The 22,157-nt window shown below is 62.5% G+C and carries 6 protein-coding genes and 1 pseudogene; 4 read left to right on the forward strand and 3 right to left on the reverse strand.

Features of this window, described 5'->3' with window-relative positions; translation table 11 throughout:
- Positions 1-161 precede the first annotated feature (161 nt).
- Genes dsbD through dsbG form a run of 3 tightly spaced genes read left to right on the forward strand, consistent with a single transcriptional unit; the run spans position 162 to position 3,498 of the window.
- A complete protein-coding gene (gene dsbD, locus HX807_RS30815) occupies positions 162-1,892 on the forward strand; it encodes a protein-disulfide reductase DsbD (protein ID WP_023659271.1) in 1,731 nt (576 codons plus the stop codon).
- Positions 1,892-2,761 carry a TlpA disulfide reductase family protein gene (locus HX807_RS30820; protein ID WP_008431675.1) on the forward strand — a complete coding sequence of 290 codons (870 nt, stop codon included), beginning with the start codon at positions 1,892-1,894 and terminating at the stop codon, positions 2,759-2,761. Before dsbD ends, HX807_RS30820 begins: the two co-directional genes overlap by 1 nt.
- A complete protein-coding gene (dsbG, locus tag HX807_RS30825; RefSeq protein WP_003209017.1) occupies positions 2,737-3,498 on the forward strand; it encodes a thiol:disulfide interchange protein DsbG in 762 nt (253 codons plus the stop codon). The genes HX807_RS30820 and dsbG overlap by 25 nt, the downstream gene beginning before the upstream one ends.
- A 69-nt stretch (positions 3,499-3,567) precedes the next feature.
- Here the strand turns inward: dsbG and HX807_RS30830 are convergent, their stop codons facing one another.
- The gene (locus HX807_RS30830) at positions 3,568-6,156 is read right to left on the reverse strand and encodes a hypothetical protein (RefSeq protein ID WP_102605700.1); all 2,589 of its coding nucleotides are present in this window, start codon (positions 6,154-6,156) and stop codon (positions 3,568-3,570) included.
- A gap of 167 nt (positions 6,157-6,323) precedes the next feature.
- On the opposite strand from HX807_RS30830, the pseudogene HX807_RS30835 reads away from it, so the two are divergent.
- A pseudogene (locus tag HX807_RS30835) lies at positions 6,324-6,404 on the forward strand (thiol:disulfide interchange protein DsbG); the annotation flags it as partial.
- 61 nt (positions 6,405-6,465) lie between these two features.
- On the opposite strand, the gene HX807_RS30840 reads toward HX807_RS30835, so the two are convergent.
- Positions 6,466-9,054: a hypothetical protein gene (locus tag HX807_RS30840; RefSeq protein WP_177052115.1), complete on the reverse strand. Its 2,589-nt coding sequence runs from the start codon at positions 9,052-9,054 to the stop codon at positions 6,466-6,468.
- Between the two features lie 132 nt (positions 9,055-9,186).
- Positions 9,187-22,125 (reverse strand): non-ribosomal peptide synthetase, encoded by a 12,939-nt coding sequence (locus HX807_RS30845; RefSeq protein ID WP_177052117.1) that lies wholly within the window; start codon positions 22,123-22,125, stop codon positions 9,187-9,189.
- Positions 22,126-22,157 lie beyond the last annotated feature (32 nt).

Here is a 22,157-nt window from a genome sequence, read left to right on the forward strand (position 1 = left end):
AAAATGTGAGGGTGATTAAAAAGGCAGTGGATTAAGCGTGCATTATGCCGCCAACGCCAAGAATCCCGGATAATCGCTTCTTTCTAGGATAGCCCGGTTAATCATCGGTTAATCAACGCCACACATTGTGTGTCCCACTTGCTTCGAACTAAGGCTTGATCATGCGGCATCTGTTTATCTTTCTGCTGGTAGTGTTTGCTGGATTCGCCCAGGCCGCGCCTGGCAACAATCCATTCGAGACCAAACCCGACTTCCTCCCGGTGGGCAAAGCCTTCACCTTTACCTCCGAGCGTCTGGCCTCCGGCGAAACCCAGTTGTATTGGCAGATTGCCGACGGTTACTACCTGTACCAGCAACGCATGAAATTCGATGGCCTGGCTGAAAAGCCGACGTTGCCCCAGGGCGAAGCCCACAGCGACGAGTTCTTCGGCGAGCAGCAAGTCTATCGCCAGGGCCTGGAAGTGAAGATTCCCGCTGGCGCCACCGGCCAGGTCAAGCTCGGCTGGCAAGGCTGCGCCGATGCCGGCCTGTGCTACCCGCCGCAATCGATCACCGTGGACCTGGGCGGCAACCCTGCCGTCGCCGCCACCGGCCAGGCCCAGGACCAAAGCCTGGCGAGCGGCCTGCAACAACGCAGCCTGGGCTGGAGCCTGCTGGTGTTCTTCGGCCTGGGCCTGCTGCTGGCCTTTGCCCCGTGTTCCCTGCCGATGTTGCCGATCCTCGCCGGCCTTGTGGTCGGCAGCGGCGCCAGCCCACGGCGCGGCTTTGCCCTGGCCGCCAGCTACGTGGTGTGCATGGCGCTGGTGTATGCCGCGCTCGGTGTATTGGCTGCGCTGCTCGGCGGCAACCTCGCCGCCCTGCTGCAAACCCCGTGGATCCTCGGCAGCTTCGCTGCGTTGTTCGTGATCCTCGCCCTGCCGATGTTCGGCTTCTTTGAACTGCAACTGCCGGCCTTCCTGCGCGATCGCCTGGACAACGTCAGCCGCAACCAAAGCGGCGGCAGCCTGGTAGGCGCCGGCGTGCTCGGCGCCCTGTCCGGCTTGCTGGTGGGCCCGTGCATGACTGCGCCCCTGGCCGGCGCGCTGCTGTACATCGCCCAAAGCGGCAACGCCTTGCACGGCGGCTTGATCCTGTTTGCCATGGGCATCGGCATCGGTGTGCCGCTGTTGCTGCTGGTGACCGTGGGCAACCGCTTCCTGCCCAAGCCTGGCACCTGGATGAATATCCTCAAGGGCATCTTCGGCTTCCTGTTCCTCGCCACCGCCGTGCTGATGATTCGCCCGGTGGTCGGTGAAACCCTGTGGCTCGGCTTGTGGGGTGTGCTGGCGCTGGTCATGGCCTACTGCGGCTGGCGCCTGGCCCGCGATTTCGGGCGTACCGCCATGCTGTTCGGGGCCGGTTCGCTGGTGTTGGGCCTCTGGGGCAGCGTATTGGTGATCGGCGCGGCCGGCGGCAGCGACGACCTGTGGCAACCGCTGAAGGTCTACAGCGGCTCGCGGGTAGCCGGTGCTCCCAGCGCCCACGAAGCCTTCATGACCATCAACGACCCGGCCGTGCTGCAAAGCCAGCTCGACAGTGCCAAGGCCCAGGGCCAATGGGTACTGGTGGACTACTACGCCGACTGGTGCGTGTCGTGCAAGATCATGGAAAAACAGGTGTTCGGCAAACCCGAGGTACTGGACGCCCTCAAGGATGTGCGCCTGCTGCGCCTCGACGTCACCGCCGACAACGCCGCCAGCCGCGAGCTGCTGGGCCGCTACAAGGTCCCCGGCCCGCCGAGCTTCGTCTGGATCGGCCCCGACGGTGAAGAGCGCCGCGCCCAGCGCATCACCGGCGAAGTCGACGCCGCCGCCTTCCTGCAACGCTGGACCCAAGCCCGGGAAGCCCTCTGATGCTGACACTGACCATCGGCACCTTCGCCATCGCCCTGAATCACTTGCTGCTGATCACGGCGTTGATCCTCGCCACCCTGGTGGGCTGGCGGGTGGCCAAGCGCGGCGGCGAGAACCCCGAGTCGGTGCTGTTCACCCTGTTTCTGCTGGGCATGCTCGCCGCACGCATCAGCTTCGTGCTGATGTACTGGTCGTACTACCAGAATGACCCGCTGCAAATCGTCGACCTGCGCGACGGCGGTTTTCTCGCCTGGCCCGGCGTGATCGTGCTGATCATCGGCGCGCTGATCTACGGCTGGCGCCGCCCGCTGCTGCGCAAGCCACTGAGCGCCGGTGTGATCACCGGCCTGGCGTTCTGGGCCTTGACCAGCCTGTCCCTGACCCTCTACGAAAAAGGCACGCACCTGCCGGACATTGCCCTGCGCAACGCCAATGGCGAAACCGTGCAACTGGCCGACTACAAGGGCGGCCCGCTGGTGATCAACCTGTGGGCCACCTGGTGCCCGCCGTGCCGACGCGAAATGCCGGTACTGGAAAGTGCCCAGCGCCAGCGCCCGGACGTGACCTTCCTGTTCGTCAACCAGGCCGAAAGCATGCAAAGCGTCGCCACCTACCTGGCGACCCAGGGCCTGAACCTGGACAACGTGCTGTTCGACGCCAGCGGCCGCCTCGGCCAGGCCGTCGGCTCCATGGCCTTGCCGACGACCCTGTTCTACCAACCGGACGGCCGCCTGATCAACAGCCACCTGGGCGAGTTGTCCCAGGCCAGCCTGGCCCGCGCCATGGAACGCTTCGAGCCGACCCCCGCCAAACCGGCCTTGCCGGCCACCACAAGGAATTCGCCATGCTCCGCCTCCGCCACCTGCTGACACTCCTGCCCCTGACCCTGGCCGCCAGCCTGGTCCACGCCGAAGACTGGCCGGCGCCGATCAAGAATATCGAAGCCAAGGGGGCCAAGATCATCGGCAAGTTCGATGCGCCCAGCGGCCTCACAGGTTACGCGGCGCAATACCAGAACCGTGGCATGGCGCTGTACCTGACTGCCGATGGCAAAAGCGTGATTGCCGGCAACCTGTACGACGCCGATGGCAATGACCTGAGCACCGCGCCGCTGGAGAAACTGGTGTATGCGCCGATGGCCAAGGAAGTCTGGGCCAAGATGGAACACAGCAACTGGATCCAGGACGGCAACAAGGACGCGCCGCGCATCGTGTACCTGTTCAGCGACCCGAACTGCCCGTACTGCAATATGTTCTGGGAGCAGGCGCGGCCTTGGGTGAAGTCGGGCAAGGTACAGTTGCGGCACATCATGGTGGGGATTATCCGTGAAGACAGCCCGGGCAAGTCGGCCGCGCTGTTTGCCGCCAAGGACCCGCAACAGGCCTTGGAAGCCCATGAGTCGGCCGGTAAAGGCAGCAAGTTGCAGGCGCTGGAAAAGATCCCGGCGGATATCCAGGCCAAGCTTGATTCGAATATGAAGCTGATGGACGAGCTGGAGTTGTCGGCCACGCCGGCAATTTTCTATCTGGATGACAAGGGTGGATTGCAGCAACAGCAAGGAGCGCCGTCGCCGGATAAGCTGGTGAAGATTCTCGGTCCGAAATAAGCAGACTGTTGGAAAAGGCCTCCCAAAAGCCGGAGGCCTGTATCCTTCAAGCGACCAATTCCAAGCAGATCAAACCTCCTCCACAACCAGTAACGTCACATCGAAGTCATTGCCGGGGTTCCCCATCTGACGATTATCAACGCTGAGCCTTGTCGTTGAAGTGGCAGTAAAGGTTCCTTGGAGCAACTGCCAAGACAACCCAGGAGAGGTGATCGAAGTAATATCGGCCCCGTTTGCCACCAACACCATAGAAGGCTTTGGAGGTGAGCCGCTATTGTCACGTATCCAAGCACTGAACCTGTAAATACGGCCTGACTGCAGTTGAGTGTAGAGTTTGAAAAGCTTTTCGCGCTGTGTAACGGGGTTACTGGTGTACGTATTCCCCCAATCAAACAAGTAATACCCCGACGCTGCTCCCGGCACTGCCCCGGTTTTAAGTACCAGGTCACCCTGAGATGCTGCTCCCGCCCCTCTTTGCCAGTTATTCCAGCCTTTCTGGTTCGGGTTAAAGTCAGTTACATCTTTCATAGGCTTGGTAAAAACCAAACTCAGTACTGGGAAGACGATCTCCTGACCCGGGCTGGGACTGCCATCCGGCGTGCAGCCGAATGTCACGACCAACGGTGTAAGGTTACGCAACTGCTCCAACTCGGAGCGCAGGAGAACCCGTCTCAGGCCGTTCTCAACATCCCCCTCGGTAATCAGTTCGGCCATCATCACCCTGATGACATAGGCGCTCCCATCTTCCCTTGTGCCGTCTACTTGTAGCCAACCTCTCTGCCCCGCCAGGATAAACCACCATTTTTCCACAGTAATATGGGCATCTCCCGCGAATGTCCGCAGGTCCAGAATACCGCTTTGGGTCGCAGGTGGCGTGGCCTCGGGCACTACCGGCACCGGCAGCCGCACCGGTACACTGATGCGCAAATTGAGCGTTTTGGAGGGTGCCCGCTTGCAGGCACTGGTGACGGTGTAGTTAATCTGGATCGTTTTACCGGCGCCTTGAATCACCGCTTCACGGGGGATTGGGAAATCCACATAACCCGGGTCGCCGTTGCCGGGCTCCGGCGCCAACGGCAAGCGGGTACCGTCCGACCGAATCCAGTCCAGGCTGATCATTTGCCCCGAGCTGATGTGTGCATACTCCACACGCACCGTCACACCGTCCCGACCGTTCCAAATCGTCAGGTCCTGGCCGACTGCCTCCAGCACCCTTGGTGCGTCGAGCACCAGCGCTTCCTGTTCAAGCTCCAAGTGCAACACCGGGAACCGTTCAGCGCTGGCCAGATCAACCTGGCCATTGAAGTTCACCGCAAAGTGCACGCTCAACCCACTGCAATCCGCCAGTTTTTGCAGCTCATGCCGCGACAGCACCGCACTGACGCCGTCGTGCAACCACTCCTCGGCCAGCGGCTCCCCCTCCAGCACATCAAAATGATAAGGCGTGCCATCGTCCAATTCACCGGTGGCCCATAACCAGCAAGGCTGGCCCAAGGCACGATAAGGGAAAGGAATCACCAGGGCTTGTGCGTCACCGTGGAAGGTATTGAGGTCCAGTACATGGCCTGTGGCCTGGAGAACCTGCGGTGCAGGCAACTCGCTGACATTGAGAATTTGCACATGGCGTTCAGGCGATGGCCACGTCTGACCTTCCCGCTGGACCGTGTAATGGACCGTGACCTGTTCATTGAAATTGGCGCTGATAGCCGAGGGTGGCACGTGAAATTCCACAAACGCCTCATCGCCAGCATTTTTACATTCCAGCTGCGGGCTACCCGCCCCGGGCGTGCCCTCCCAATAGGCACACACCCAGTCGCATGGGCACATCTGCTCATAACTGACCCGGATGGTAGCCCCCTCCTGGGCATTGACCGGATTGAGTGCATAGTGTTCAGGCGAAATCAGCGTCGCTTCAACCAGCGTAGGTGCCACGAGATTCAAATGGGGTTCAGTGAGCACCGTCAATGTGGTACTCGGAAAAAGTCTGGATGCATCATCCTCCGGACCGTTAAAGGCCACGATAAATACCAGGGTCAGTTGACTGCCCTGTTTAAGCCCCCGCAGTTTGTCCAAGGGTAAAGCTCTGCGCCATCCCTCATGCACCTCGGCTTCTGTCACCTGCTCGTGATTGACCAGGCGAAGCGTAAAGGCGCTCCCGTCCGCCAGGGTGCCATGGAGGTCCAGCCAAACGAACTGAATCGGATCAATAAACACCCAAGGCGTCACATACACCTGCGGGTCTTGCCCACACAATACTGTAAGGTCCAACACCCCATCGACCGCCTGAGGCACGTCAGGATGGGGAAGATCGTTGAACGGCAATGTCACATAAATATCGCTCTCACTGCTGGAAAACTCCTCGCCATTATGGGTAACCACACAACGAAACAGCGCAAAGCGATTGATACGCAGCCCGACGTAATAGGGCGGGATATGAAAATCCACACACCCCTCTGTCACACCATGCAGGGGCTCAGGCGCATATTCTTCCCCTGGCAAGCTCTTCCAGAACACCCGAATGAGGTCATCCTCACTCATTCCTTCATAACAAACTCGAAGCGTTGCGCCGTCGATCGCATCAAGCGGATCCAGCCTTCGTCCCACAGCTTGAACCAATGTAACCTCAGGAACGATGGCGGTTGCAGATTTGGCAGGCATACCTAAACTCCTTTTCCATGAGAAGAGCGCCTCATGACGGACTGAAACCAGTCCGACTGGCGAGCCCTTATCAAATGCTGAAAAAGAAACCGAATCTACTGTCAGAATTCACAGTTCCAACCTCAAAAACCACGCCGCACGACGAGTGGCACGTCGTGGCACGAGTGATTTTCTATCTGGATGACAAGGGCGAACAGCAAGGAGCGCCGTCGCCGGATAAGCTGGTGAAGATTCTCGGTCCGAAATAATCAGCCCTAGCCTGAAAAGACAATGCCCGCATCGAAGCGGGCATTGTCTTTTCAGCGCGGATTAAATCCCCTCTACCAGGAAATCATCCATGTACCAATCGTTGCCGCTCGTAGCGCCTTCATGGCTATAGATTTCCAGCAGCACGGGAGCGATGGTTGGCGTAAAGGTGAAGCTCAGTGTGTGCCAGTTCAGGTCAACCAACTCTTCCACCGGTGTTTGTTGAATGGAGTCTTTGCGCAACGATAACTTGGGCGTCGCGAACGCAACGCTGTACCGTCGAACCCGTACGGAAAACCGGTAAGTAAAACCGCTCTCCAAATCCAAGAAGCGCCGCTGCAGGATCGGGCCGAAACTGTTATTGGTGTATGTGAAATTCCTGACTGCGTAATCGGGCTTGCCGTCAGGTCCCGTCCCCATATATTCAATGCTGATATCCCTGGCATCGGGTGCGCCTGACCCTACGGTCCATAAACCCAAGGTCTGATCGTTGAAATCCGTCAGGTCTCTGTACTGCTTGCGCAACAGCAACATCAGCACAGGGAACACAATTGCTTCGCTCACATGGGAGCTGCCGTCCGCCGTAACCTTGAACACGATGTTCAATACGGACCTGTGGCGAAACTTTTCCAGTTCCTCACGAGGCAGAACGTGCGACAACCCATGGTTTGCCTGCTCTTGCGTGATCGGCTCATTGACCAGCAGCTTGAGGGTATGGGACGACCCGTCGAGCAAGGTTCCCGTACATTCCAGCCAGCCCTTTTGCCCCGCCAGGATGAACCACCAGGCTTGCAGCGTAATCTCGGCATCCCCGGTAAAGGTGCGCAAGTCCAGTGTCCCCTGGCCACCGGGCAATTGAGTGGCCTGCGGCACCTCTGGCGCAGGCAAGCGCTGCGGGACACTGATCTGTAGCTCCAGGTCAGCTGACGTGACGTGCTTGCATGCGCTCGCGACGCTGTAACTGACGGGCACTGTTTTGCCGCTTCCAGCGATTACAGCCTCGCGGGGAATGGTGAAGTCAACGTACTTCGGATCAGTGTTACCCGGCTTGGGTGGCAACGGCAGGCAACTACCGTCCGATTGTGTCCAACACACGCTGATCTCGTCATGAGCACTGATGTGGTCATATTCCACCCGTGCCGTCACGCCATCACGGCCATTCCATACCGTCAACTGCGAGCCCACGGCCTCCCGAATGGTCAAGGGTTTCAGGACCAGGTCTTCCTGATGAATATCCAGGTGCAGCACAGGAAACGGCTCGGCGCTGGCCCTGTCGGACCGGCCATCGAAGTTCACCGCAAAATGCACGTCAAAGCGGCTGCAATCGGCCAGTTTTTGCAGGTCGCGCCGGGACAGCAGCGTACTGACGCCCTCCTGCAGCCATTGCTCGGAGAGCGGCTCGCCATCCAGCACATCGAAGCGATAAGGCGCGCCATCTTCCCGCTCACCGGTTACCCACATCCAGCAGGGCTGCCCCAAGGCGCCGTAGGCATAGGCCGCCACCGTCAGTTGCGCGTCCCCCTGGAACGTATTGAGGTCCAGCGTACTGCCCGTGGCCTGTTCCACCTGCGGCTTGGGCAGGCCGGAGATATTCAGGATTTTTACCGGTCGCGGCAGCGCCGACCAGGTTTGCCCTTCCCGTCGGACGGTGTAGCGGACCGACACCTGCTTATTGAAATTGGCGCTGATGGCTGACGCCGGCACATTAAAATCAACAACGTCCCGATTGTCGGCCTGCTTGCACTCGATTACCGGAGTGCCTGCCCCGGCAGTCCCTTCCCAGAAGGCGCAAACCCAGTCGCAAGGGCACATATGCTCATAGCTGACCCGGATGGTCGCACCGTCCTGGGTATTGACCGGATTCAATACGAAATTTTCAGGTGTGATTTGCGTGGCTTCCACCACCGTGGGCGCTACGAGATCCAAATGAGGCTCGATGAGCAACGTCAACACCAAACCAGAAATCAGCCGATACACCGGCCTGGAATCCGCACGCGGCAAAAACTCAACGTAGAACGCAATATAAAGCTCACTGTCATGCTTGAGCGTGGCCAGCTCGGCACGGGACAACTTTCGGGTCCAACCGTGGCGCATGTCCTCATCTGTTACCGGTGCATCTTCATAAGGGTAGAGACTGGCCTTGGACCCATCAGGGTAAATCCCCCCGATATAGACCTGAGCCACTTGAACCGGGTCGATGAACGGCCAGGCGTCGACATGCAGAACCGGGTCTTCACCGCACAAAAAGGACAGGTCCAGAACACCGCCTGAGGCTTGAAAGATCTGCAGTTGCGGCAAATTGGACGGCAACTTGATGAACACGTCGGCAACGGGGGAAGGATGTTCCTCGCCATCGCGGGTAACGACATAGGAAAACAGCGCGAAGTTATCAATGCGCAGCCCTACGTAATACGGGGGTACGTGGAACTCGACCGAGCCTGCTTCGACGCCATCCAGGGAGGCAATCGGCGCGTATTCCCCCGGTGTCGACTCCCAGCGCAACGCAATACTGTCGGTGCTGAGCATCCCTTCGTAGAACACCCGGACAGTAGCCCCCTCCAGCAACTGGAGCGGGTCAACCCGGGGCTCTCCCTCGGCTTCGACCAACTGTGGCTTGGGCAGGTCAAGGGTCAACGGTGATGACTTGGGCATGATAGAACTCCATTTCAACGAGTGATGGTGTTGCCCATCACACGCCGAAATGCCCCCCTTGCCTACTGTCAGAATTCACAGTTCGAACCTTAAAAACCGCGCCACCCGACGAGTGGCGCGTTGCGATCCGAGTTAAAAACCCTCCAGCTCCGCCATCAAATCACTCAACCGATCCACCTTCTCGGCGCTGATCTCATTCGCCGCCAGCCCGTCGATATACCCCGCCAACGCCTCCACCGTGCTGCACTCGAACATCGCCCGCAACGGCACATCCCGCTGCAGCGTCTTCTGCACCCGTGAAGCTATCTGCGTGGCCAGCAACGAATGCCCGCCCAGTTCGAAGAAGTTGTCCTGCACGCCGACGCGCTCGACCTTGAGCACCTCGGCCCAGATCCCGGCCAGCGTCTGCTCCAGCTCATTGCGCGGCGCCAGATATTCCTGGCTGTGCAACTGGCCGATCTCCAGTGCCGGCAAGGCCTTGCGGTCCAGCTTGCCGTTGGCGTTCAGCGGCAACCGGTCGAGCCACAACCAATGCAACGGCACCATGTATTCCGGCAGCTCGGCCCGCAGGCGTTGCTTGATGCGATCGAGGCGCTCACCCGGGTTGAGCTGCGCATCCGCCGCCACCAGGTAGCCCACCAGATGCTTGCCGTTGACGCCCTCCTGCACGCCCACCGCCGCATCCCGCACTTCAGGCTGCTCATGCAGGCGCGCTTCGATTTCACCCAGCTCGATCCGGTAACCGCGAATCTTCACCTGATGGTCGATGCGCCCGACGTACTCCAACACACCGTCGCTGCGACGGCGGGCCAAATCCCCTGTTCGATACAACCGGTCCGCACCCAATGGATTCGGCACAAACGCTTGCGCCGTGCGCAGCGGATCGCTGACATAACCACGACCCACGCCGGTCCCGGCCACGCACAACTCGCCGACGGCGCCTTGAGGCACCAGTTCCAGCGCACCGTCCAGCAGGTACAACCGGTTATTGTCGGTCGGCGTACCAATCGGCAGATAAGTGCCACGGGTCGACGCCAGGTCGACGCGGAAGAACGCCACGTCGTCCGAACATTCCGCCGGGCCATACGCGTTGACCAGGCCAATCTGCGGATAACGCAGCAACCACTGGTGCGCCAGTTCCGGCGGCATCGCCTCACCCGTCGGCAGCATCCAGCGCAAGCCATCCAGGCTCATGCGGTCCTGGGCGAGCATGCCCTGGATCAGTGACGGCACGCTTTCCAGCACGGTAATGCCCTGGGCCTGGACGTGAGCGAGCAAGCCTTGCGGATCATGGGCAATGGTATTCGGCACAATGTCCACCCTCGCCCCGAACAGCGGCGCCGCGAGGAACTGCCACACCGAGATATCGAAACTTTGCGAGGCGGTCTGGGCGATCACATCGTGCTCAGTCAGTTGCAGATACGGCACCTTGCTCAACTGGTTATTGAGCATGCCGCGCTGTTCGACCATCACGCCCTTGGGCAGGCCAGTGGAGCCCGAGGTGTAGATCACGTAGGCCAGGTTATCCGGCGCGCTGTAGATGCCCGGGTTCTGCTCTGAACCCACCAGCTCCTCCCATACCAGCAGCCTCGGTCGCGAGCCACAGGCAAACTCTTCCAGCAACAGATCCGCCTGTTCCCGACAAGCCTCGGTGCACACCAGCAACGGCGTACGACTGAGGTCGATGATCCGGCTCAAGCGCTGGGTCGGCAGCCCCGGATCCAGCGGCAAGTAACCCGCGCCGGCCTTGAAGCTGCCGATGATCATGCCCAGCAAATCCAGATTACGTTCAGCCAGCAACGCCACCGGTTGGTCCAGCCCGACACCCGCGGCAATCAGCGCATGGCCCAGGCGGTTACTGCGCCGGTTCAGCTCAGAGTAGGTCCATTGCTGATCCAGGCAACTGGCGGCAATCCGCTGTGGATGCTGTGCCACCTGGGCTTCGAACAGCTCGATGTAACTGCGCTCCAGCGGATATTCATGCTCGCTCTGGTTGCAGCCGTCCACCAAGAACTCACGCTCCTGCTCGCCAATCAGCGGCAAGTCGGCCATGTCGCCATGGAAGCCCTGCACCAGCGCCAGCAGCAGCCGCTTGAATTCAGCGAGCATGCCTTGCACGGTGGTTTCATCGAAATAACGCTGGTCGTAGGACAGGTGCAAGCCCAGGTCATCGCCCGGGTAGCACACGGCCGTCAGCGGGAAGTTGGTGTGGGTGCGACCGGAATCCGAGGTGGCATTCAGGCTTTGCGCACGGTCCAGTACCGAGACTTCCACCGGGGCGTTCTCGAACACGAACAGGCTGTCGAACAGCGGCTGGCCTTTCGGCAGTTCGCTGTGCTCCTGGATGGTCACCAGCGGCAGGTACTCGTACTCGCGCAGTTGCATATTGCTGTCGAGCAGGCCGCTCAACCATTGGCGCACGCTGCACTGCTGATCGTCCTCCGGCAGCTTGACCCGCAAGGCGATACTGTTGATAAACAGCCCGACAGTGCGCTGCATCTCGGGCATTTCTACCGGGCGCCCTGCCACGGTGACGCCGAACAGCACGTCGCGATCGCCACTCAAGCGCCGCAGCACCAGGGCCCATGCCGCCTGGGCGAAGGTGTTCACCGTCAATTGATGAGCCTGGGCCAGCTCGCGCAATTGCGCGCCGTCGCGCACATCCAGGCGGGTGTAGCAGTCGCCTACCACCATGCCGCCGCTGTGGCCGGCATGCTCGCGCAGGAACGGCCGGTCGCTCGGAATCGGTGTGGTGCGTTCGAACCCTTGCAGGTTCTGCTGCCACCACTGGCGCGCCTCGGCGAGGTTCTGGCGTTGCAGCCAGGCGATGTAATCGCGGTAACGCGGTGGCGTCGCCAGTTGCGCTTCGCGACCTTCGCCGAGGGCCATGTAGATGTCGAAGAAATCGTTCATCAGCAGCGAGCGGCACCACGCATCGATCAGGATGTGGTGGTTGCTCATCATGAACCAGTAGCGGGCTTCGCCTACGCGGATCAGCCGCAGGTGGAAGGGCGCCTGGTTAAGCAGATCGAAACCGGCTTCACGCTCGCTTTTGAGCAACGCTTGCAGGCGCGGTTCCTGCTCGCTTTCCGGCACCTGGCTCCAGTCGAGGTACTCGATCGGCGTGCTGCCGGGCTTGTGGATAACCTGCAACATGTCTTCGCCGACGTTCCAGCAGAACGAGGCGCGCAAGGCTTCATGACGGGCGATCACCGCCTGCCAGGCCTGGGCGAAACGCTCGGGGTCCAGGGCGCTGTTGATGCGGTAGCGGTCCTGCATGTAGTAGAGGCCGGTGCCCGGTTCCAGCAGGGTGTGCAGCAGCAAGCCTTCCTGCATCGGGGTCAGCGGGTACACGTCTTCGATGGCATTGGCCGGCACCGGCAGCGCATCGAGTTGCCCCTGGGTCAGGTGCGCCAGCGGGAAGTCCGACGGCGTAAGGCCGCCCGCGTCTGCCTTGAGGCAATGTTCGATCAGGCTTTGCAGTTCCGCCAGGTAAGCGTCCGCCAGTTCAGCGATGGTCTGGCTGTGGTGACGCTCGCGGCTGAAGGTCCAGCGCAGCACCAGCTCACCGCCGTACACCTGGCTGTCGACACTCAGCGCGTTGGGCAACGGCGCGTCCGGGTCGTGGGCGATTCCGGCGGACTCGTCCAGCGGGTGGAACAGTGCGTCGGCGCCAAAGCTCTGATCGAACTGGCCGAGGTAGTTGAAGGTGATACTGGCGGTCGGCAACGCGGCCATGGTCTGGCGGCACAGGTCGTCGGCCAGGTAGCGCAGCACGCCATAACCCAACCCTTTGTGGGGCACGCCGCGCAGTTGCTCCTTGATCGCCTTGATCGAGGCGCCCTGCCCGGCGGCCTCTTCGATATGCAGCGGGGTCAGGCGCAGCGGGTAGGCGCTGGTGAACCAGCCGACGCTGCGGGTCAGGTCGATCTCGTCGAACAGGGTCTCGCGGCCGTGGCCTTCCAGCTGGATCAATGCGGATTCATGGCCACTCCAACGGCACAGCACACGGGCCAGGGCCGTCAGCAGCAAATCGTTGACCTGGGTGCGGTAGGCACTTGGCGCCTGCTGCAACAACTGGCGGGTGCGCTCGGCATCCAGGCGCACGCTGACGGTATCGGCGTCGCGATTGCGCAGCGAACCCTGTGGGTGATCCACCGGCAATTCAACGGCAGGGCCGGCCAACTGTTGCTGCCACACGTGCAGCTCCTCACGCAGGGATTCGCTGCCGGCATACGCCTGCAACCGCGCCGCCCAGTCGCGCAAGGCGCTGGTCTTGGCCGGCAGGTTGACCGGCTGGCCGTCGCTCAACTGGCGATACACGGTCTGCAAATCTTCCAGCAATACCCGCCAGGAAACGCCGTCCACCACCAGGTGATGGATCGCGATCAGCAGCCGGCGCTGGCCTTGCGGGCCGTCCACCAGCAGCGCGCGCAACAACGGGCCATGGGCGAGGTTGAGGCTGCGCTGGGTGTCGGTGAACAGCGCGCTGCACTGCTCCATGTCCGCTACCTGGGCTTGCAACAGCAGGCCGCCTTCCGGCACCGCCAAGTGTTCGGCGTGCCATTGGGCGTCGCGCTGGGTGAAGCTCAGGCGCAGGGCGTCGTGATGTTCCAGCACCGCCAGCAACGCTTGTTCCAGGCGATGAGGTTCCAGGGCCTGAACCGGCTCCAGCAGCAATGCCTGGTTCCAGTGTTGGCGCTCCGGGATGTCGGTGTCGAAGAACCAGTGCTGGATCGGCGTCAGCCCGGACGCGCCGGTCAACACGCCTTGTTCGGCGCTGACCTGCTCGCTGCGGGTCGCCACGGCGGCCAGGGTTTGCACGGTCTGGTGCTGGAACAAATCACGCGGGCTGAAATGAGTCCCCGCCTGCCGGGCCCGGCTGACCACCTGGATCGACAGGATCGAGTCGCCGCCCAACTCGAAGAAGTTGTCGTCAAGGCCTACCTGTTGCACGTTCAGTACCGCGCACCAGATGGCCGCCAGGGTTTGCTCCAGCTCGTTGCGCGGCGCCACGTACTGTTGACGATTCGCCTCGGGGTCCGGCTGCGGCAAGGCGCGGCGGTCGAGTTTGCCGTTGGCGGTCAGCGGCATGCTGTCGAGAACGATCAGGTGCGCGGGCACCATGTAGTCCGGCAGCTGCGCTTTCAGATGCGCCTTTAGGGATTCACGCAGCGCGCCCTGCTCCTGGTCGCTGACCAGATAGGCCACCAACTGCTTGCCGCTCGGAGAGTCCAGCGCCAACACCACCGCTTCACGCACCGCCTCGTGTTCCAGCAGGCGGGTTTCAATTTCTCCCAACTCGATACGGAAACCACGAATCTTCACTTGATGGTCGATACGACCGAGGTATTCCACCAGGCCATCGGCACGCTGGCGCACCAGGTCACCGGTGCGATACAGGCGACCGCCATTCGTGGCAAACGGATCCGCGACAAACCGCTCCGCCGTCATCCCCGGACGCTGGTGATACCCCTGGGCCAGGCCGGCACCGCCGACGTACAACTCACCCGTCGCGCCTTGCGGCACCAGCGCCAGATCCGCATCCAGAATGTAGGCCACACGCGCGCCGATGATGCTGCCGATCGGCACGCTGCCGGCGCCCTCTTCCAGGGCTTCCGGGGCCAGGCTGGCCAACGGCATCACCACGGTTTCAGTCGGACCATAGGCGTTGAAAAACAGCGCCGGCTTGAATGCCGCGCGAATGCGCTGCAAGTGTTCGCCAGTCAGGGCCTCACCGCCGGTGATGCACATGCGCACCGCCAGGGTCTGGTCTTGCGTGGCCAGCCATTGCGCCAACTGGCTGCCATAGCTTGGGGTGAAGCCCAGGATATTGATGCGGTGCCGACGAATCAGCCCGCAGATTTCTTCCGCGTCCCACTGGCCCTGGGCCCGCAACACCACCTGGGCACCACTGAGCAACGGCACCAGCAGACGCTCGGTGGCAGCGTCAAAGTTGATGGAATAGAAGTGCAGCTCGCAGTCATCCGGGCGCATGCCGAAGCGCTCGATCACCGCCTGGCAATGCATGGCGATTTCGCCGTGGGACACCACCACGCCCTTGGGCTTGCCGGTGGAACCGGAGGTGTAGATCAAGTAGGCCTGATGTTGCGGCAGGCTGATGAAAGGCAACTCGCTTGCCGGGTAGTCCGCCAGGGTCAGCAGGTCATCTTCCAGGCACCAGCGGCCGACACTCTCAGGCAGTTCGCCCAATGCGTCGAACATCGCGGCATCGCTGAGCAACAGGCCGATGCCACTGTCTTCGATCATGTAGTGCAGGCGGTCCAGCGGGTATTCCGGGTCCAGCGGCACATAGGCGCCGCCGGCCTTGAGGATTGCCAGCAGGCCAACCACCATCTCCAGCGAACGCGGCAACGCCAGGCCGACCCGCACCTGCGGGCCCACGCCGCGCTCGCGGAGCATCCAGGCCAGGCGATTGGCACGGCTATCGAGTTCGCTGTAGCTCAGGGTCTGCCCGGCAAAGGTCAACGCCGGTGCATCGGCACGGGCCAGGGCCTGCTCGCTGAACAGGTGATGGATGCACTGGTCGAGGCGATGCTCGCCAGCCTCAATGCCGAGGCTGTCTTGCAGGGCGCGCTGTTCGCCAGCCTCCAGCAACGGCAACTCACTCAGGCGCTGTTGCGGATCGGCGAGCAAGGCTTCCAGCAGGTTTTGCCAATGCGCCGCCATGCGCGCAATGCGCGGCTCGTCGAACAGGTCGGTGCTGTAGGTCAGGCAGCAACCCAGGCGATGATCGAGGTCGGTGACTTCCAGGTTGAGGTCGAACTTGGTGGCGCGGGCGTCGTTGGCCAGGTATTCGACGGTCATCCCGGCCAGGGTGCGGCTTTGCTGGAATTCCCAGCGCTGCACGTTGCACATCACCTGGAACAGCGGGTTGTATGCCGCGCTGCGGGTTGGTTGCAGGGCCTCCACCAGATGGTCGAACGGCAGGTCCTGATGGGACTGGCCTTCGATCACGGTGTGGCGAACCTGGTCAAACAGTTCGCCGACACTCATCTGCCCGTTGAGCTGGCAACGCAGCACCTGGGTGTTGAGAAACGCGCCGATCAGCCCTTCGCTTTCCGGGCGAATGCGGTTGGCCACCGGCGCGCCGATGCGCAGGTCGGTCTGGCCGCTGTAGCGGTAGAGCAATACCGCGAGGGTGGCGGTCATGGTCATGAACAGGGTCAGGCCGCGTTCGGCGTTGAAGGCACGCACGCGGGCGGCGAGGTCATCGCTCAAATCGAAACGGTACAGCTCGCCCTGGTGACTTTGCACCGGCGGACGCGGCCGGTCGGCCGGCAGTTCCAGCAGCGGATGTTCGGTGCCCAGTTGCGCGGTCCAGTAATCCAGTTGGCGCTGGCGTTCGCCGGACTCCAGCCACTGGCGCTGCCACACGCTGTAGTCGAGGTACTGCACCGGCACTGGCGCCAGTGGCGATTCGCGGTCGTCGATGAACGCTTCGTACAGCGCGCTGAGTTCACGGGCAAAGATGTCCATGGCCCAGCCTTCGGTGACGATATGGTGCAGGGTCAGCACCAGGTAATGTTCCTGCTCGCCGGCCTTGACCAGGCAGGCGCGCAGCAATGGGCCGGTTTCCAGATTGAAAGGCGAGTGGGCTTCATGGTCGGCCAGTTGTTGCACTCGCCGTTGGCGCTCGGCCTCATTCAACGCAGAGAAGTCCTGCCAATCCATGCGCACGCCGGTTTGCGCCGCGACCTTCTGCTGCGCCACGCCATTGATGCTCGGGAAAGTCGTGCGCAGGGTTTCATGACGCATGATCAAGGCCTGCAACGCCGCCTCGAAACGGCCCACGTCCAGCACCCCGCGAAAGCGCGCCATGCCGCCGACGTTATACGCCGGGCTGTCGGGCTCCATCTGCCAGAGGAACCACATGCGCTGCTGGGAATAGGACAGTGGCACCGGTTGGCTGCGGTCGACCTTGCCGATGGCCAGCTGTTGGTTACGTTGCCCGGCGGCCTGGATCAGCCGGACCTGCTCGGCGAAAGCCCCCAGCTCGCTGGCGTCGAACAGCGTGCGCAACGGCAGTTCGACGTCACAGGCCTGGCGGGTGCGGGAGATGATTTGCGTCGCCAGCAACGAATGGCCGCCAAGGGCGAAGAAGTCGTCCCGCAGGCCGATGCGTGGCAGCGCCAGGACTTCACGCCAGATCGCGGCGATTTGCTGTTCCAGCGCTGTTTCAGGTTCGACGTGCTCACGTACCTGCCACACCGGTTCCGGCAAGGCGCGACGATCCAGTTTGCCGCTTGGGCTCAGGGGCATCGCGTCCAGGCGCATCAATTGCGCCGGGACCATGTACTCCGGCAGCTCGGCGGCCAGGGCGGTTTTTACGTCCTGTTCATCCAACGGTTCGCTGGCGGTGTAGTAGCCGATCAACTGCGCACCGGCTGCGGTTTCCCGCACCAGCACCACCGCTTGGGCGATGCCGTCGAGAGCCAGCAGGCGGGCTTCGATTTCTTCAGGCTCGACACGGAAGCCACGCAGTTTGACCTGCTGATCCAGGCGCCCGAGGTATTCCAGCACACCGTCGGTGCTCCAGCGCACGCGGTCACCGGTGCGATACAGGCGTGCGCCCGCCTCACCCAACGGGTCGGCGACAAAGCGTTCGGCGGTCAGCCCCGCACGCACGAGGTAACCCCGGGCCAGGCCGATGCCACCGATGCACAACTCACCCGGCACACCCGCCGGCAGCGGCTCGAACTGATCATCCAGCACCCGGCAAATCACATTGCCCAGCGGCCGGCCAATCGGCGAACGCTCGCCGTCCTCGGCCTGGCAATGCCAGTGCGTCACGTTGATCGCGGTTTCGGTGGGGCCATACCGATTGTGCAACTGCACCGCCGGCAACTGCGCCAGCACCCGGTTGCGCAACTCGGCAGGCAGCGCTTCACCGCCGGAGAACAGGCGACGCAGGCTGGTGCATTCGGCAGCCAACGGTTCGTCGACAAACAGCTGCAACAGCGGCGGCACAAAGTGCAGCGTGGTCACGCCGTGTTCCTGCACCAACTGCGCGATGCGATGGGGATCGCGATGCTCGCCGGGGCCGGCCAGCACCAGGCGGCAACCGGTGATCAGCGGCCAGAAACACTCCCACACCGACACGTCGAAACTGATGGGCGCCTTTTGCATCAGCACATCGGTTTCATCCAATTGGTAGGTGGCTTGCATCCACTGCAAGCGCTCGGCCAGCGCGGCATGGGTGTTGCCCACGCCCTTGGGCTGGCCGGTGGAGCCGGAGGTGTAGATCACATAGGCGAGGTTGTCGCCATTGAGGTGCAAACCCGGCGCGTGGGTCGGCCAACTGTCGAGCTTGAGGCTGTCCATGGCGATGACGCACACGCCTTGCGCCGTGGGCAGTTGTTCCAGCAGTGAAGTCTGGGTCAGCAGCAGTTGCACGCCGCTGTCCTTGAGCATGTAGCCCAGGCGTTCGGCGGGATAATCCGGGTCCAGCGGCACATAGGCGCCGCCGGCCTTGATGATTGCCAGCAGGCCGATCAGCAGTTGCGGCGAACGCTCGGCGGCGATGGCCACGCACACGTCCGGGCCCACGCCCTTGTCCCGCAGGTAATGGGCCAGGCGGTTGGCCTGGGTGTGCAATTGCGCGAAGGTCAGGCTGCCGTCCTGCCACACCACTGCGGTGCGTTCCGAGACGTGTTGGTTGAGTTGTTCCGGCAGCCAGCGCTGCGCCGGTGTGCACGGCGCAGCGCTCCACTGCTGTTGTTGGCGCTGCTCGTCGGCGTGCAACAGCTTCAGGTCGCCGATGGCCTGTTGCGGCTGTTCGCAGATGGCTTGCAGCAGGTTGATGAAGTGCCCGGCCAGGCGTTCGATGGTGGCGGCGTCGAACAGCTCATCGGCGTAGTCGAAGGACAGGCTCAGGCGCCCGTTGCGGTCTTCTTCCGTGTGCAGTTGCAGGTCGAACTTGGCTTCGCGGCTGTGCCATGCCAGCTCGTCGGCAAGCAGGCCCGGCAAGCGGCGCAGGGCGCCGAGGTCACGCTGCTGGTGGTTGAACATCACCTGGAACAGGCCTTGTTCCCGGGCTTGGGGGAAGGCTTCCAGCAGCTGTTCGAAAGGCAGGTCCTGATGGGCCTGGGCACCCAGCGCTGCGGTGCGGGTTGCCGTCAGCAACTCGGCGAAGGGCAGGCGCGCATCCAGTTCGGCGCGCAGTACGAGGGTGTTGATAAAGAACCCGATCAGGCCTTGGGTTTCCTGGCGCGGACGGTTGGCGTTGGGCACGCCGATGCGGATATCGCGCTGGCCGCTGTAGCGATAGAGCAGGCTCTGGAACGCCGCGAGCAACAGCATGAACGGCGTGGATTCGTGGCTTTGGGCAGTCTTGCGAATGGCTTCGCCGAGGCTCGCGCTCACACGCACACTGTGACGCGAGGCACTGCGCAGGTGCTGCGCCGAACGCGGGTGATCGGTGGCCAGGCTCAGGGTTGGGTGCTCGTCGCCCAGTTGTTGTTTCCAGTAAGCCAGTTGCCGCTGGCCCTCGCCTTCGGCCAGCCACTGGCGCTGCCAACTTCCGTAGTCGGCGTATTGCAGGGCCAGCGCTGGCAGTTCCAGGGGTTGGCCCTGGGACGCAGCGGCGTACAGTCGCGAGAATTCGTCGATCAACACGTTGAGCGACCAGCCGTCCGCGATGATGTGGTGCATCGTCACCAGCAGTTGGTGGTCTTCGTCATCCAGGCGCACCAGCGTTACCCACAGCAGCGGGCCTTTCTCCAGGTCGAACTGGGTGCGGGCTTCGTCTTCACGAATCTGCTTGGCACGGGCTTCCCGCTCGGCGGCAGGCAAATCGCTGAGGTCGATGACTTGCAGATCGAAATCAGCCTTGGCGTCGACCCGCTGGAAGGCCTGGCCATCGCGCTCGAAGAAGCGCGTGCGCAGGGCTTCGTGGCGCTGGATCAATTGCTGGAAGCTTGAGCGCACCGCGTCTTCATCCAGCTCGCCGCGCAACCGCAAGGCGCCGGGAATGGTGTAGGCGCTGCTGTGCGGGTCGAGTTGCCAGGTGATCCACAGACGGTTCTGCGCGAGGGATTGCGGCAGGTCTTCCTGTCGCGACAACCCATGGATTGCGCCTTGGGCCACGCCGCCGTCCTGCTGCAATTGCCCGACGCTGGTGGCGAAGGCAGCCAGGATGGGCGCTTCGAACAACAGGCGCAGGTTCAGTTCCAGGCCGAGGGTTTCCCGCAGCTGGGCGACGACCTGGGTGGCGCTGATGGAGTTGCCCCCCAGCAGGAAGAAGTGATCGTCGGCGGCGACCTGCGTCACCTGCAATTGCTCGCACCAGATCGCGGCAATCTGGTTTTGCAGTTCGGATTGCAGGACAGCATCGCCGACCGGTGCCTGCACGCCGGGGAACTGCGCATAACTGTCGAGGCTGCCGTCCGCCAGGCGTGTGCGGCAGGCCGAGCGCTGCACCTTGCCGCTGGACGTTTTCGGCAAGCCACCGGGGTTGAGCAGCACCACCACGCTCGGCGCTTCCTGGCAGGCTTCGGCCACCGCCTGACGAATCGCCTTGATCAGTGCTTCCGGCGGCAGGATTTTCTGCACGCTGCGGCTGATTTCGGCGGCGATGCCAATGCCTTCCAGGCCCTGGGCATTCACCGCGAACGCGGCGACCCGGCCCTTGCGCACCACTTCCACTTCGCGCTCGATGGCTTGCTCGATGTCCTGGGGATACAGGTTGTGGCCCCGCACGATCAGCAGGTCTTTCAGCCGGCCGGTGATGAACACTTCACCTTCGCGGATAAACCCGAGGTCGCCGGTCCGCAGCCAGGTACGGCCTTCGTGCTGAACGAAAGTCTTGGCGGTGGCTTCAGGGTTGCGCCAGTAGCCGTGGGCGATGCTCGGGCCGGTGGCCCAGATTTCACCGACGGCATTGTCGGGGAGCGTCGCCAGGGTGGCGGGGTCGGCAATCAGCACCGCGTGCTCGGGCTGGCTGGTGCCGCAACTCATGATCGCCGCGCCCTGACCGGGCTCGGCGCGGTTGGCGGCCAGGGCCTGTTCGTCCAGGCGCAGGGCCGGGATGCCGTGGCCACGGGTGCCGCCGGCAACGAACAAGGTGGCCTCCGCCAAGCCGTAGGAGGCGAAGAAATTGTTCGGGGTAAAACCGCAGGCGGCGAACTTCTCGGCGAAGCGTTCGAGGGTGTCGAGGCGGATCGGCTCGGAGCCGGAGTACGCCACGCGCCACTTGCTCAAATCCAGGCGATCCAATGCCGATTCGCTGACTCGCTCGCTGCACAAGCGATAGGCGAAGTCCGGCCCGCCGCTGATGGTGCCGCCGTATTCGCTGATCGCTTCGAGCCAGCGCAATGGCCGGCCAAGGAAGTACGCCGGCGACATCAATACGCACGGCACACCGCTGAAGATCGGCTGCAGCAGCCCGCCGATCAGGCCCATGTCGTGGTAAAGCGGCAACCAACTGACGATCACGTCGTCGGGGTTCAGGTCGATGCCGAAGCCCCGGCGAATCAGCAGCTCGTTGGCCACCAGGTTGCCGTGGGTCACTTGCACGCCCTTGGGCAACGCAGTGGAGCCGGAGGTGTACTGCAGGAAGGCGATGTCATCGTCTTGCAAGTTGGGCGCAACCCAATGGCTCGCGATTTCGGCATTGAGGCTGTCGACGCACAGCAACTGCGGCGCGCCTTCGAGTTGCGCCAGCGAATCACCGAGGCTGGACGTGGTCAGCAGCAACCGCGGCTCGGCGTCTGCAATGATCGACAGCAGCCGCTCCTGATGATGACGGCGGGCGGACTCCGGCGGATAGGCCGGCACCGCGATGACCCCGGCGTACAGGCAACCAAAGAACGCCGCGACGTAATCCGGCCCGCTGGGGAACAGCAGCACCGCACGATCGCCCAGCCCGGCGTCGGCCTGCAAGGCGGCGGCAATGGTGCGGGCGCGCAGGTCGAGGTCGCGGTAACTGAGGACAACGCTCTGTTCGGCCGTCTCGGCAAGGAAGCGCAACGCCAGTCGATCCGGGGTTTGCGCGGCGCGGCGTTGAAGGGACTGAACCAGGGTGCGGGGAAGTTCGAAGGCGTCCATCATGGGGTTCCTGCCTGAAATCGGCTTACTGGGAA

The sequence above is a fragment of the Pseudomonas sp. D8002 genome (assembly GCF_013385695.1).
GTDB lineage: Bacteria > Pseudomonadota > Gammaproteobacteria > Pseudomonadales > Pseudomonadaceae > Aquipseudomonas.

Excerpts from the sequence above, each read along its gene's own strand:
- HX807_RS30830 (WP_102605700.1), bottom strand. The coding sequence starts at position 6,156 with ATGCCTGCCAAATCTGCAACCGCCATCGTTCCTGAGGTTACATTGGTT.
- HX807_RS30845 (WP_177052117.1), bottom strand. The coding sequence starts at position 22,125 with ATGATGGACGCCTTCGAACTTCCCCGCACCCTGGTTCAGTCCCTTCAA.
- dsbG (WP_003209017.1), top strand. The coding sequence starts at position 2,737 with ATGCTCCGCCTCCGCCACCTGCTGACACTCCTGCCCCTGACCCTGGCC.
- dsbD (WP_023659271.1), top strand. The coding sequence starts at position 162 with ATGCGGCATCTGTTTATCTTTCTGCTGGTAGTGTTTGCTGGATTCGCC.
- HX807_RS30820 (WP_008431675.1), top strand. The coding sequence starts at position 1,892 with ATGCTGACACTGACCATCGGCACCTTCGCCATCGCCCTGAATCACTTG.
- HX807_RS30840 (WP_177052115.1), bottom strand. The coding sequence starts at position 9,054 with ATGCCCAAGTCATCACCGTTGACCCTTGACCTGCCCAAGCCACAGTTG.